This is a genomic window from Sphaerisporangium sp. B11E5, assembly GCF_039871875.1.
Classification (GTDB): Bacteria; Actinomycetota; Actinomycetes; order Streptosporangiales; family Streptosporangiaceae; genus Sphaerisporangium.
Map to the genome: position 1 here is coordinate 1 of NZ_JBDPMD010000053.1, position 13,456 is coordinate 13,456.

A 13,456-nucleotide genomic window follows, 5' to 3' on the forward strand; every position below is an offset into this window, starting at 1 on the left:
CCCCGCCACAGCACCCCCACCCCCGCCGTCCCGTACGCCCCCGAGCACCCGGCCACCGATCCGTACGCCGATCGCCCCGCGACCGACCCGTACGCGCCTGAGTACCCGGCAGCTCATCCGTACGCCGCTGATCGCCCCGCGACCGATCCGTACGCCCCCGGGTACCCGGCCGCCGATCCGTACGCCGCTGATCGCTCCGCGACCGACCCGTACGCCGCCGATCGCTCCGCCACTGACCCGTACGTCCCTGGGTACCCGGCCGCCGATCCGTACGCTGCCGATCGCCCCGCGACCGACCCGTACACCCCCGATCGCCCCGCCACTGACCCGTACGCCGCCGAGAGGCAGGCCGCCGACCCCTTCGCCTCCGAGCGTCCGCCGGAAGCGTTACCCCCAGCGCCTCCCGCCGGGGACCCGTACGCCGCCCAGAGGGGGGCCGCCGACCCGTACGACCCCGGGTACCCGGACGCCGGTCCGTACGCTCCCGGGTACCCGGCCGCGGATCCGTACGCCGCCGAGAGGCAGGCCAGTGATCAGGGACATGGCTGGCCGGCGGGCCAGGGCGGGCAACAGTCCTACGATCCGTACGACGAAGCGTCCTCAGAGCCTCCTACGCGGCCCACGCCGCGCCGCCGCCTGGTGGACCGTCCGGACAAACTCGTTGCCTCCGGACCCCCACGCCGGCCCCGGCCACGGCACGCGAGTGGCCCTGTCCGTGACAACACTCAGACTGATCCCCACTCAGGGCCCGCTGCCGCCGGCGCCGCTGACGCGGCCGGCGACGCCGGGGCGACGGCGGCCGGCTCCGCCGAAGGAACGGCCGCCGGCCGCGCCGAGGCGCCGGCCGCGGGGTACGCCGGTGGGACGGTGGACGATCGTGCCGAGGCGCCGGCGGCGGGGTACGCCGGTGGGACGGCGGCGGGGTACGCCGGTGGGACGGCTGCGGGGTACGACGAGAGGGCTGCCGCGGGGTACGCCAGAGGGACGGCTGACGATCAAGCCGAGGCGTCGGCCGCGGGGTACGCCAGAGGGACGGCTGACGATCAAGCCGAGGCGTCGGCCGCGGGGTACGCCGGTGGGGCGGTGGACGATCGTGCCGAGGCGTCGGCCGCGGGGTACGACGAGAGGGCTGCCGCGGGGTATGCCGGAGGGGCGGAGTCGGGTCAGGAGGCGGCTGTCGGGTATCCCGCCGGGGCCGGGTACGCCGGGGAGGCGCCGGACGGGGGGAGGGGCGGGTACGCGGCGGGGTATGCGGCCGGTGCTCGGTATGCGGAGCATCACGAGCCGCCGGCTCCGGCTCAGGCCGGGTTTGTCGGGCAGCGGGACGGTGGGGGGGTGTCCGGTATCCGGGTGGGGCGGAACATCCCCGCGGAGCCGGAGATCACCTACACCACGGACATGCCAGACGATCCCGGCTCCACCGATGAACGCATCGGACGGCCCCCAGGAGGGCGTCCCGCCACGCCGAGGCGGCCGTTGGCTTCCAGGCCGCCGCAGCCTGACGTCCTGGTGGCCTCGGGGCCGCCGCGGGGGCGTGGGCGGGGGCGGCACCACCGGGGGCAGGCGACCGCCACGCGCCCGGCCGGGGGGCCGCGGCGGACCGTGGTGCCTCGGCGGGCGGGGCGGGGGCTGCTGACGCCGGTCTTCGTCGTGGTCGTGCTGCTGGCGGCGGCGGGGCTCGGGTTGGTGATCGTCAACTGGGTGAACTCCCCGACCGGTTCGGGGCTGCGCCTGGCCGCGGGGGACGGCGGGTCGGGGGACCAGGCGTTCGTGGCGCCGGCGGGCACCAGCGGGAGCGGTTCGCGGCAGGTGCTCAGCGCCGTCACGTCCGTGGGGTCGACCGTCGTGGCCGTCGGCAGCGACACCACCAGCCCGGTGCCCCGGCCTCTCTTCCTGGTGTCCGAGGACGGCGGCGGTACCTGGCGGCTCGGCAGGGTGTCGGGCCCGGCCGGGTACCAGCAGGCCAGGGCCGCGGGCCGTGTCGCCGGTGGGAACGGCTTGTGGCTGGCCGCGGGCACCGAGGCCCCGGGCGCCGCGGGGCCGGCCGCGCGCGGCATGTGGACCAGCACCGACGGCGGTACGTGGACGGCCGTCGACCCGGCCCGCCTCACCCCGTTCTGGAGCGGTGACCGCATCACCGACCTGGCCCGCACCGAGACGGGCTTCGTCGCCGTCGGCTCCACCGCGCTCCCCGACGGCTACGGCCCGGTCGCCTGGGTCTCCCCGGACGGCCAGAGCTGGAGCCGCGTGGACACCCGCGACATCGGCACCACCGACAAGGTGCGCGCCATCAGGGCGGTGGCCGCGCGCGGCGACGCCGTCGTCGCGCTCGCCGACCCCGGCAAGGACGAGAAGACCTCGGTCATCCTGCGTTCCCCGGACGGCGGCCGCACCTGGCTGCGCACCGCCGCCGCGCTCCCCGGCGTCCGTCCCGAGCCTGGCGCGCTCGCCGCCACGGGCAAGGGCTTCGTTCTGGTGCCGACGCTCCAGGAGCCCGAGGCGGGCAAGGTCAAGGTGTACTGCTCCGAGCTCGGCGACGAGTGGCGTCAGTGCGGCGTCATCGGCGGCCTCGGCCGGGAGGCGACCGGCGTGCGCGGCCTCGCCACGTCCAAGGCGGGTGTGGCGGCGGTCGCCGAGTCAGGCTGGGAGCGGTACGCCGTCTTCACCAGCGACGACGGCAGCAAGTGGACCGAGAGCACCGACCTCGGCCAGATCCCCGGCACCCTGCGCGGCCTCGCCATCACCGACGCGGGCACGCTGGTCGCCGCCGGGGACCAGCGCGCCGACGGCCTGGACAACCTCGCGGTGCTCATGACCGCCGCCAAGGGCAAGGCCGCCGCGCCGGTCCCGCTGGCCGAGGTCGACGGGCTGACCCGCCAGGCCAGGGACACCGCGGCGCTCGTCGCGGCGGGGGAGACGTTCGTCGCCGTCGGCTCGGTCAAGGGCGACGCCGGCATCTGGACCAGCCCCACGGGCCAGAACTGGCGCCCCGCCGGCCCTCCGTCCCTCGGCGGCGCGGGACGCCAGTCGCTGAACGACGTCGCGCACGGCCCGGCGGGCTGGCTCGCGGTCGGCAGCGCCACCGCGGACTCGGCGTTCATCCGCCCGCTGCTGGCCGTCTCGGCCAACGGCCGCGACTGGCGTCCCGCGCCGCAGTCGCCCGCGCTCGGCGCGTCCGGCCGGTACGCCGTGGTGCCGCGGGTGGTCGCGGCCGGGCCCAAGGGGTACGTGCTGGCGGGCGACGACAGCGGCCCCGGCGGGGTGGTCGCCGCGTTGTGGTTCACCGCCGACCTCAAGCGGTTCTCGCGGTCCGCGCCGCAGAGCCTGCCCGCCGGGGGCGCCGACGTGCGCATCGAGGACGTCACCGCGACCGATGACGGCTACCTGGCGGTCGGCGGCTCGGGCACCGCGGGCCGTACCTCCGGCGTGGTGTGGGTGTCGGAGGACGGCCTGAACTGGACGGCACGCAAGCGGGTGGTGCCGGACGGCGCACGCTCGGCGGCGCTGCGCAGGGTGGTGGTCCGCGACGGCGACGTGATCGCGGTGGGCACGGCCACCAACGACAAGGGCGGAGAGCGGCCGTTCGCCGCGGTGTCCGGGGACAACGGGGAGAGCTGGGAGTACTCCTGGCTGCCCGCCGACGACACCGCGACCGTGCTCGACATGAGCTCGTCGCCGTCCGGCCTGGTCGCCGTCGGCTCCTACGGCGCCCCCGCCACCCAGGACGCCACCGTGTGGACGTCCCGCGACGGCCTGGACTGGCAGCGTCACGCGCTCACCGGCGAGGGCATGACCGGTGACGGAGCCCAGTGGCTCGGCGCCATCGCCGTCATCGGCGACCGCGTGGTGGCCATCGGCCGCTCCACGACCTACACCACCGACCACCTGACCCTGTGGCGCACCACCTTCAGCCGGTGACGGCCCGCCGTCGACTCAGCGGGGGTCCAGCACGCGCCAGGCCGTGAGCGCGTCCAGCAGCCCGTGGGTGAGCGGCAGCCCGGTCATGTCGGCGGGGGCGAACCACCCCACCTCGGCGGCGTCGTCCCCTGGACGGGGTGTGCCGTCCTGCGGGGTCGCCAGGTAGTCGTGGATCTCGTACACCACGCCCCCGGGCCCTGGACGTTCCACCGTGCCCGCGAGATCGCCCACCGTCACCGCCAGACCGGTCTCCTCGAGCAGCTCGCGCCGCAGCGCCTCGGCGTCGGACTCCCCTGCCTCCACCCGCCCCCCGGGCAGCGACCACAGGCCCTCACCGGGCGGGCGCCCGCGGCGTACCAGCAGGAAGCGGCCCGCGCCGTCGAGCACGACGCCGCCCACGCACCTCACCCGCATGTACCAAGATTACGCCGAGATAACGGGTAGGGCCTTGACTTCCCCGCACCGGCGGAAGCACCGTGGGTAACTGTGAGAGCCGCGCCCACTTGCCCCCGCTGCTTCGGCGCACTGCGTCCACCCAGCGCGTGGTCCAGCGCGTGGCGCTGTGCCGTGCACGGTTCGGTCCTGCCGTACCGGCCGAGACGGCCGTCCCCCGAGGCGCTCGACCTGGTCACCAGAATCGCCAGAGTGCCGTTCTGGCTGCCGTGGCCCCTGCCCACCGGGTGGCTGGTCACCGGCTTCGGCGACGCGGGCGACGAACGCTCAGGGGCCCGTGCCGGCGTCGTCGCGCTATCAGGGCCGTCCGTCACCCATGGCCCCGCCGACCTGCTCATCGTGGCCGAGGAGCCCGGCATGGGCCTCGGCGCCGCGTTCGCCGGCTTGGACGGCCCCGACCCCGGCCCCGGCTTCGACGACGGCCCGCCGAACGCCAAGATCGAGGCGAACGGCCACCCCACGCCGCTGTGGTGGGTGGAGGGCCTGCCGGACCGCGCGGCGTACGTCGGCGAGGCCATGGGAAACTGGTTGTGGATCGTCGGGTGGCCCACCGAGGCGGGCTGGCTGCTGACGCTCGCCGAGTTCCTGCTGCGGGACCTGACAGAGCGGGACCAGGAACTCGACCTCCCGTTCGGGGCTTTCTCACCGCGGCTCGGTGAGGAACCGTGACATCGGGGCCGGTCGCGGCGGAACGTCATCGGTTTGCTCGCCCTGAGGGGCACGAGTGTTCGGTAAGGTCGTGGCCGTGACAGCGCGTATCGAGCGAGTGGTGACCGAGGGCGTCGTGACAGTCGACGGCGCCGAGCACAAGGTCGAGAACAACACCTGGATCATCGGCGACGACGCGGAGGTCATCGTCATCGACCCCGCGCGCGACGCGGAGACGATCCTCTCCAGCGTGGGCGAACGCGAGGTGCTGGCCGTCGTGTGCACTCACGGCCTGCCTGATCACGTGGGCGGGGCCATCGAGGTGGCCGCGCGCGACGAGGCCGTGATCGCCCTCAACCGCAAGGACCGCCGCGTCTGGCGGGAGACCTGGCAGGAGACCTATCCCGACATCGACATGGAGGACGAAGGCCTGTTCGGCGTCGCCGACGTCGAGCTGGAGGTCATCGCCACGCCCGGCGTGACCCCGGGCGGCGTGTGCCTGTACGTCGAGGCGCTCGGCGTCGTCTTCACCGGCAAGACGCTGCAGGCGGACGGCCCCGGCAAGATCGGCGGGGAGTACCCGGCGCTCGCGGACCAGTTGACCGCCATCGGCGAGCGGCTCTTCACCCTGCCGCACGACACCAGGGTGCTGCCCGCGCACGGCGAGGAGACCACGATCGGCGACCTGGAGCCTCGTTTCGACGACTGGCTCTCGGGCTCGCTCACCGGTGAGACCACCACCGCCGCCGAGGGCCCGCTCGCGGACGGCACCAAGGTCTCCGGCATCAAGCTCGGCCTCGACGACGACTGAGCCGGCCCACCCCCCGATCACCCGGCCGGGCCCCTCACGTGCCACGGGCCCGGCGGTCCCTCCGAGAGGAGCCACAGCCCGCCGTGCGGCAACTCGGTCTCGAACTCGAAGGCATGCCGAGACGGCTGTACTCGTGCACGCCGTCCCGGTTGAACACCTGGCTGGACTGCCCGAGGCGCTACCGCTACACGTACCTCGACCGTCCCGCGCCGCCCAAGGGCCCGCCGTGGGCGCACAACAGCGTCGGCGCATCGGTGCACAACGCCCTCGCGGCGTGGTGGCGCGAGCCGTACGAACGCCGCACGCCCGCCGTGGCCGGCATCCTGCTGACCCGCGGCTGGATCACCGAGGGCTTCCGCGACGACGAGCAGTCCACCGAGTGGCGTGACCGTGCCCGCGACATGGTGATGTCGTACACGGGCACGCTGGACCCCTCAGACGAGCCGGTGGGCGTGGAACGCACCGTGGCCACCCGCACGTCCGTGATCGCCGTCTCCGGCCGCGTGGACCGCATCGACCGCCGCGGCGACGAGCTCGTGATCGTCGACTACAAGACCGGCCGGCGCCCACTCACCGAGGACGACGCCCGGTCCTCCCTCGCGCTGGCCATCTACGCCATGGCGAGCTCCCGCGTCCTGCACCGCCCCTGCCACCAGGTCGAGTTACACCACCTGCCCACCGCCACGACCGCCACGTGGACCCACACCGACGCCTCCCTGCGCCGCCACCTCTCCCGCGCCGAGGACCTCGCCCAGGAAGCCTCGGAAGCCGACGAGTCCTACCGCGCCCTCCGCGAGGAGCACCCGCCCGGCACCGGCGCGGGCCCCGCCAGGACCGCCCGCCTGGACGAACGGTTCCCCGCCCGCCCCGGCCCCATCTGCTCCTGGTGCGACTACCGCAACCACTGCCCCGAAGGCCGCGCCGCCGGCTCCCCGCGCCGGCCCTGGGACGGCCTCGCCGACCCGGACGAGGACGTCAAGGCCACCGGCGGGGATCCCGCAGCCCTCTGAGCCCCCCGCTCATGTCGTACCCGGCCGCCGCCAGCCGCTCGCGCGCCCCGTCGAGCATCTCCCGCGTGCCCGGCATGAAGACCTTCTCGTACACGGTCTCCGGCACCATCTCCAACGCCTGCCGGAACCCCCGCAACGCCACCGTCACCGCCGCGTCCGGCACCGGCGGCAGGAACCCGTACATCCGCCGCGCCCACCGCGGCAGCGTGTAGTAACACAACGCCCCGAACGGCCAGTACAGCGGCTTCCCCAGCCGCAAGTGCCGCAACGACTCCGGCAACGCGGGCGAGACCAGGAACCGCACCGCGGCCGCCGCCTCCGGCGTCACCTCCAGCCGCCCCCGCACCCCCCGGAAGTACTCCCGCATCTGCGCCACCGACCCCGGCACGTCCTCCTCCCGCAACCCCACATACGAAGCACTCCGCCGCTGCTCGAACAGATACCGATCAGCCTGCCCGCGGCTCAGCCCGACCCCCGCCCGCACCACCGTCTCCAAATAGGACACCACCTCCGCGCAATGCACCCACAACAAAAGCTCAGGCTCGTCCACCCGGGAGACCCGCCCGCCGGGCTCCCGGACCCGCAACCCCCGATGCACCCGCTGAACCCGCTGACCGACCGCCTCCGCCTCCTGCGGACTCCCGAACGTCACCCTCCCCACGAAGTCGGCCGTCCTCAGCAACCGCCCGACCGGATCCTCCCGGAAATCCGAGTTCTGCCACACCCCTCGCATCGCCGAAGGATGCAACGCCTGCAACATCAGCCCCCGAACACCCCCCACCCACAGGGCCCGCGAGACATGCACCACCCAGCTGACGGAGGACGGCGGCTGCACCACGACCCCCTCGAGATCGTTGCCGGCCATCGCCCCCCTCCTCTCCGGAGTACTCATCCCCGAATCGCCGCCTTCGGCGCATTTCTATCAAGGCGCCCCGCACCGCACATCCCCAGGTCCGTGTCGCGTGGACGAGCCTTCCGCGAAGCCCTGGCAGGCTAGGGCGAGGCGGCGACCCATCACCATGCGGGAGGTATCACGTGAAACGGCTCGTGGCGCGGGTCTGGCATGCCCTGGCGGGCCCGTTGCAGTGGCGGGTCGTCTATCTGCGGCACGCCAAGTTCGTGGTGGGGGTCACGGGGGTCGTGAGGGACGTGGACGGGAACGTGCTGCTGCTGAAGCATCGGATGTGGCCGCGGACCCGGCCGTGGGGGTTGCCCGGGGGGTACGCGAAGCGGGGGGAGAGCTTCGAGGACACCGTCGTGCGGGAGGTCCGGGAGGAGACGGGGCTCGAGGTGAAGGTGGGAGGGCTGGCCTATCTCAGGAGCGGGTACCGGATGCGGATGGAGATCGCCTACGAGGCGCGGTTCGTGGGGGGCACGCTGCGGGTCGACCCGATGGAGGTCCTGGAGGCCGGGTGGTTCGCTCCGGGGGAACTGCCTGAGGGGCTGCAGGAGCTGCATCGGCGGTTGATTCTCAGGGAGCCGCTGCAGGGGCTTACCAATAGGAGTGAATGACCTGAGACATGCCGACGCGAGTGGGTCTGATTACCTAGGCTACGAACGGGGCGAACCGGTGGAACTCCAGGTCCGTATCCGATGACGCCGGATAAGATCACGGTTTCGTCCCCGAGTCCGATGGGAGGCCCGCCATCGTCAAGCAGGCCCCGGTACGCCGCACCCGGATCCCGGTTCACACCGATCCGTCCGAGGTGACCCTCCAGGACGCGCTGGACGCCCTCGCCGACCCGGTGCGGCGCTCCATCGTGCGTGAGCTGTCCACCGGGCCGGACTTCACCCGGGCCTGCGGCGCCTTCGACCTTCCCGTCTCCAAGGCCACCGCCAGCCATCACTTCGCGGTCCTGCGCGCCGCGGGGCTCCTGGAACAGCTCGACGCCGGGCCCCGGCGCCTCAACCGCCTGCGCCGCCCTGAGTTCGACGCCCGCTTCCCGGGCCTCCTCGCCCTCGTGCTGGCGGAGGAGTAGCCCCGGGAGTGGCAGGTCGGGTCTCACCCCGGGGCGGGAAACTCGGCGTCCGTGTCCACCTCGCCCGGTGAGGAGCACTGGGTCAGGGGTTGTGCAGCAGGTGGCGTTCTGACTGGTTCCAGAAGCGGGTCAGGGTGTGGGCGGTGGTCTCGGGGGCCTCCACGGCGGGGGAGTGGGCCGCGCCGGGGACGACGAAGCAGTCGGCTTCCAGGCGGTCGGCCATTTCCGCCTGGGAGGTGGGGGTCCAGCCGTCGTCGTGCTCGCCGTAGAGGACCAGGGTGGGGACGTCGACCTCGCGGAGGTCGTCCACCCGGTCGATGGCGTCCAGGACCTGTTCGGCCATGGTGGAGAGGCCGGTCAGGGAGTTGGCGAACATCCGGGTGCGGAGGAAGGCCAGGATGTCGTCGGGGACGCCGGCCGCGATGGCGTCCGGCTCGATGCGGTTGGCCCAGAGGTACTCCAGGCCCACCTCGGGGAGGGCGCTGAGCAGGGCGCGGCAGAGTTTCTCGCGCTGGCCGGTGATGCCGGCGGGGCCTGAGCTCATGAGGGTGTAGGACGCCAGCTTGGTGGCGCCGCCGATCACGGTCTCACGGGTGACGAGGCCGCCGAAGGAGTGGCCGACCAGGTGGACGGGCTCGCCGCCGCCGATCGCGGCGGCCACGTGGTCGATGTCCTCACCGAGGGCTTCGCAGGTGTAGGCGGCGGCGTCGTCGGGGCCCTTGGTCTCGTACTGGCCGCGCATGTCGATCGCCACGATGCGGCGCCCGGCGTGGGCGAGGGTCTGCAGGATGGCGATGAAGTCCTCTTTGCTGCCGGTGAAGCCGGGTACCAGCAGCGCGGGCAGCCGCTCGGGCACGCCGTGCAGCGGCAGGGCCTCCAGCGCCGCGAAGGCGCCCACCGGCGTCTCGATCTGCTGAGGACGGACACCCGGAGGCAGCGTCAGGAAGCGCGGCGTGCTCACACGGCACCACGATACTGGGGATTCACGCCGGCATCACCGCCGAGGTCGCCGTGCCGGTCGCGTGGCTGCCTTTCCACATTGCCTCGCACTCCTCCACGGCCGGACCCGTCACGCGGACGGACCCGGCCGTACCCCCTCATCTCGCGTTACCCCCTGCGGCCGCCGCGCTGCTGCGAGCGGCGGCGCTGCCCCCGCTCGGAGGCGGCGGACGGCGCGACCTCCTCGTCCTCGGTGGCGAGGTCGGGCGAGCGGAAGACCACCATGAACGGCGACTCGGGGATGATCCGCTCCGGCTCCGGGCGCGGGACGGCGGTCACCTCCGGCGTGTCGTCCACGTCGTCCCAGTCGTCCTGCTCGTCGTCCCAGTCGTCCACCACCGGCGCGGGGGCGTCGGCGAGGGCCTCGGAGAGCGCGGAGCGGTTGGCGCCCCTGCGCACCCGGCGCACCGGCGGCGTGGCGGCGAGGACGTCGCCCTCCTCCGGGAGCCGGCGGCGCGCGACCCGGCGGGTCACGGCCGGTGCCTCGGCGGGGACGTCGGCGACGACGACGGGCTCCACGGCGATCGGCTCCACGGCGACCGGCTCCGGCGTGAGGACGGTCTCAGCGGCCTCCTCCCCGGCGCCGAGCGCTTGACCGCCGCGGGTGCGGCGGCGCTGCCGGTTGCGGGACGGCCGCTCATGGCGCTCCTCACGATCACGATCACGCTCGTCACGGCGCGAGGTACGGTGCCGGCCGGTCTCACCGAGATCCTCGATGCGCTCGGCGTCCAGCCCGGCCCGCGACCGGTTGGCCCGCGGCAGCACGCCCCTGGTGCCCTCGGGGATGCCGAGGGCGGCGTAGATGTGCGGCGAGGTGGAGTAGGACTCCTCCGGCTCGGCGAAGTCCAGCCCGAGCGTGTTGTTGATGACCTTCCAGCGGGTGAGCTCCTCCCACTCGACGAAGGTCACCGCCACACCGGTGCGGCCCGCCCGGCCGGTGCGGCCGATGCGGTGGACGTAGGTCTTCTCGTCCTGCGGGCAGTCGTAGTTGACGACGTGGGTGACGTCGTCGATGTCGATGCCCCGCGCCGCGACGTCGGTGGCCACCAGCACGTCGATCTTGCCGTTGCGGAACGCGCGCAGCGCCTGCTCGCGCTGGCCCTGCCCGAGGTCGCCGTGCACGGCGGCCGCGGCGAACCCGCGCTCCCTGAGCTGCTCGGAGACCATGTCACAGGCCCGCTTGGTCTCGCAGAAGACCATGGTCAGGCCCCGGCCGTCGCACTGCAGCGCCCGGCCGAGGATCTCGATCTTGTCCATGCGGTGGACCCGCCAGACGAACTGCGTGGTCGTGGACGGGCTGTCGCTGTCGGCGTCGGCGTTCTCGGCCCGCACGTGCGTGGGCCGCGCGAGGTACCGCCGGGACAGCGTGACGATCTCGCCCGGCATGGTGGCAGAGAAGAGCATGGTCTGCCGCTCGGCCGGGATGAGCTTGATGATGCGCTCGATGTCCGGCAGGAAGCCGAGGTCGAGCATGCGGTCGGCCTCGTCCAGCACCAGCATGGACACCTGGCTGAGGTCGAGGTGCTTCTGGCTGACGAGGTCGAGCAGCCGGCCGGGGGTGCCGACGATCACGTCCACGCCCTGCTTGAGGGACTCGATCTGCGGTTCGTACGCGCGTCCGCCGTACACGGTGAGGATGCGCGAGCCGAGCTTGCCGCCGGCGACCAGAAGGTCCTCGGTCACCTGCAGGGCGAGCTCGCGGGTCGGCACGACCACCAGGCCGCGCGGCTTCTTGCGGTTCTTGCGCGGTTTGCCCACCCGCTGGAGCATCGCCACGCCGAAGGCGTAGGTCTTGCCGGTGCCGGTACGCGCCTGGCCGATGACGTCGTGGCCGCCGAGCGCGATGGGCAAAGCCATCTCTTGAATGGGGAAGGGAGAGACGATGCCTTCTGTCTCCAGGGCATCGGCGATCTCCGGTATGACTCCAAGGTCCTTGAACGTGGTCAGCTCTGCCTGCCTAAGTCTCCTGCGAAGGCGGGCTCCGGGACCGCGGGCCGGAGCGTTCTCCCCGGGCCGGTCCGCGCGGACAAGCCAACCCTCATCTCGTCTGGGCGACCGCCGCGGATCTCTCGCGGGGGTTAATCAGTGGGGCGAAACGCCCTGGATGACATACTGCGGTCGCACTCTTACAGAGCAGTGTACTCGATACCACAACTGCGAGCCGATTTCTTCGTGTTCCAGATGGTAAGTGGTCGTCGTCCGGCGCGTCGCGACCGAGGTCACGCGGCGGGGACCGGGGCTACGCTGCCCTCATGAGTGATTCCCCTCCCGGTGTCGTCGACCTGCTCGGTGTGCTCGCCTACGCGGAGCTGACCGCGTTCCTCAAGCTCGCGGAGGACGCCGCGGCCCTCGCCCCCTCGCTCACGGACCGCGCCGCGCTCAGCGACCTGGCGGCGGCGGAATACGCCCATTTCCGGCTGCTGCGCGACCGGCTGGCCTGGCTCGGCGAGGACCCCGAGGCGGCGATGGCGCCGTTCGTCGCGCCACTGGACGACTGGCACGCCCAGACCAAGCCGGGGGACTGGCTGGAGGCGCTGGTGAAGGCCTACGTCGGCACGGGGATCGCGGGCGACTTCTACCGGGAGGCGGCGCGGCAGGTCGAGCCGGAGACCCGCAAGCTGGTCGACGAGGTGCTGGCCGAGGAGAACCGGTCGGAGTTCGCCGTGGAGCGGGTGCGCGCGGCCCTGGCGGAGAACCCCAAGGACGCCGGGCGGCTGGCGTTGTGGGCGCGGCGCCTGGTCGGCGAGGCGCTGAGCCAGGCCCACCGGCTCGCCGCCACCCGCCCGGAGCTCGCCCTGCTCCTGGTGGCCGGCGACCCGGCGGCGGAGGGCGCCGCGGACGCCGGGCTGGTGGGCATCGGGCGGCTGTTCTCCCGCCTCACCGAGGAACACGGCAAGCGCATGTCGGCTCTCGGCCTCGTACCGGGGCCGTAGAGAAGTGTGATTCCCGTGATTCGGGGATCGGCTGGCTGATCGAGCGGCGCGAACGCCCCCGGCGGTTGTAGCGTCGAGACATGAGGGCCTCGCGCCGCTACGGCAGTTCCATGACGAGATGTGCTCCTGATCGCTGGACCTCGCGGCCCGTGCTCCGCAGGGAGTGCGCCGACTGTCCCGCCGCCGCCCGCAAGCGGGACGGCGCGCGCAGACCCCGGCGCCCCTGTGGGTGCTCCCTGGGAGGGCGGGACGTCTGCCCGGGTCTGTGACCCGGGGGTCCTGAAGAACGGGCGGTGCCCGGCCTCGGCGGGCGGTGACCCTCATGGAAGGGTGCCGCCTCGGGATGCCGGACGAGCCCGCACCGGCCCGGACCGGCCGGGCCCGGCCGGGCCCGGTCAGATCAGCGGGTGCCGCCGAAGCCGACGACGCGGCTCTCGTCCTCGCCGATCTCGACGAAGCCGAGGGACGCGACGGGCACGATCACGCGGCGGCCCTTCACGTCGGTGAGGGTGAAGACCCCGCGGTCGGCGGCGAGGGAGTTGCGCAGCTCCTGCTCGACCTCCTCGGCGGTGAGCTCGACTTCGACGACGAGCTCGCGGAGCACGGAGCGTACTGCGATCTTGACTTCCATCGGGGTGCCTTTCCGGCCTCGGCAAGGGGTGGTCGATCCCATCGTGTCCCCCGGTGGGCGATGCCGCCTCCTCT

The 13,456-nt window shown here is 73.3% G+C and carries 12 protein-coding genes; 7 read left to right on the forward strand and 5 right to left on the reverse strand.

Annotated elements, in window-relative coordinates:
- Positions 1-1,602 precede the first annotated feature (1,602 nt).
- Entirely contained in the window at positions 1,603-3,918 is a 2,316-nt protein-coding gene (locus ABGB17_RS32570; protein ID WP_347637012.1) for a hypothetical protein, read from the forward strand.
- A 15-nt stretch (positions 3,919-3,933) separates the two neighbouring features.
- On the opposite strand, the gene ABGB17_RS32575 is transcribed toward ABGB17_RS32570, so the two are convergent.
- Positions 3,934-4,332, reverse strand: coding sequence for an NUDIX domain-containing protein (locus ABGB17_RS32575; protein ID WP_347637014.1), 399 nt, complete (start codon positions 4,330-4,332; stop codon positions 3,934-3,936).
- Positions 4,333-4,404: 72 nt separating this feature from the next.
- On the opposite strand from ABGB17_RS32575, the gene ABGB17_RS32580 reads away from it, so the two are divergent.
- The 3 genes from ABGB17_RS32580 (at position 4,405) to ABGB17_RS32590 (ending at position 6,840) form a co-directional block, all read left to right on the forward strand.
- Complete coding sequence (locus tag ABGB17_RS32580) at positions 4,405-5,040, forward strand: DUF6758 family protein (protein ID WP_347637016.1); 636 nt, start codon at positions 4,405-4,407, stop codon at positions 5,038-5,040.
- A 76-nt stretch (positions 5,041-5,116) separates the two neighbouring features.
- Positions 5,117-5,830, forward strand: coding sequence for an MBL fold metallo-hydrolase (locus ABGB17_RS32585; protein WP_347637018.1), 714 nt, complete (start codon positions 5,117-5,119; stop codon positions 5,828-5,830).
- A gap of 83 nt (positions 5,831-5,913) precedes the next feature.
- Positions 5,914-6,840, forward strand: a complete 927-nt coding sequence (locus tag ABGB17_RS32590; protein WP_347637020.1) for a PD-(D/E)XK nuclease family protein — start codon at positions 5,914-5,916, stop codon at positions 6,838-6,840.
- Here ABGB17_RS32590 and ABGB17_RS32595 read toward each other — a convergent pair.
- Positions 6,806-7,705, reverse strand: coding sequence for an oxygenase MpaB family protein (locus ABGB17_RS32595; protein ID WP_347637022.1), 900 nt, complete (start codon positions 7,703-7,705; stop codon positions 6,806-6,808). The two genes, ABGB17_RS32590 and ABGB17_RS32595, sit on opposite strands and share 35 nt — an antisense overlap.
- A 170-nt stretch (positions 7,706-7,875) precedes the next feature.
- On the opposite strand from ABGB17_RS32595, the gene ABGB17_RS32600 reads away from it, so the two are divergent.
- Positions 7,876-8,352, forward strand: coding sequence for an NUDIX domain-containing protein (locus ABGB17_RS32600; protein WP_347637023.1), 477 nt, complete (start codon positions 7,876-7,878; stop codon positions 8,350-8,352).
- Between the two features lie 194 nt (positions 8,353-8,546).
- Positions 8,547-8,819 (forward strand): helix-turn-helix domain-containing protein, encoded by a 273-nt coding sequence (locus ABGB17_RS32605; RefSeq protein WP_347637025.1) that lies wholly within the window; start codon positions 8,547-8,549, stop codon positions 8,817-8,819.
- Between the two features lie 82 nt (positions 8,820-8,901).
- On the opposite strand, the gene ABGB17_RS32610 is transcribed toward ABGB17_RS32605, so the two are convergent.
- Positions 8,902-9,780: an alpha/beta hydrolase gene (locus ABGB17_RS32610; protein ID WP_347637027.1), complete on the reverse strand. Its 879-nt coding sequence runs from the start codon at positions 9,778-9,780 to the stop codon at positions 8,902-8,904.
- Positions 9,781-9,926: 146 nt separating this feature from the next.
- The gene (locus ABGB17_RS32615; protein ID WP_347637029.1) at positions 9,927-11,675 is read right to left on the reverse strand and encodes a DEAD/DEAH box helicase; all 1,749 of its coding nucleotides are present in this window, start codon (positions 11,673-11,675) and stop codon (positions 9,927-9,929) included.
- A gap of 395 nt (positions 11,676-12,070) precedes the next feature.
- On the opposite strand from ABGB17_RS32615, the gene ABGB17_RS32620 reads away from it, so the two are divergent.
- The gene (locus ABGB17_RS32620) at positions 12,071-12,751 is read left to right on the forward strand and encodes a ferritin-like fold-containing protein (protein WP_347637031.1); all 681 of its coding nucleotides are present in this window, start codon (positions 12,071-12,073) and stop codon (positions 12,749-12,751) included.
- Between the two features lie 400 nt (positions 12,752-13,151).
- Here ABGB17_RS32620 and ABGB17_RS32625 read toward each other — a convergent pair whose 3' ends face one another.
- Complete coding sequence (locus ABGB17_RS32625; RefSeq protein ID WP_347637033.1) at positions 13,152-13,382, reverse strand: DUF3107 domain-containing protein; 231 nt, start codon at positions 13,380-13,382, stop codon at positions 13,152-13,154.
- Positions 13,383-13,456 lie beyond the last annotated feature (74 nt).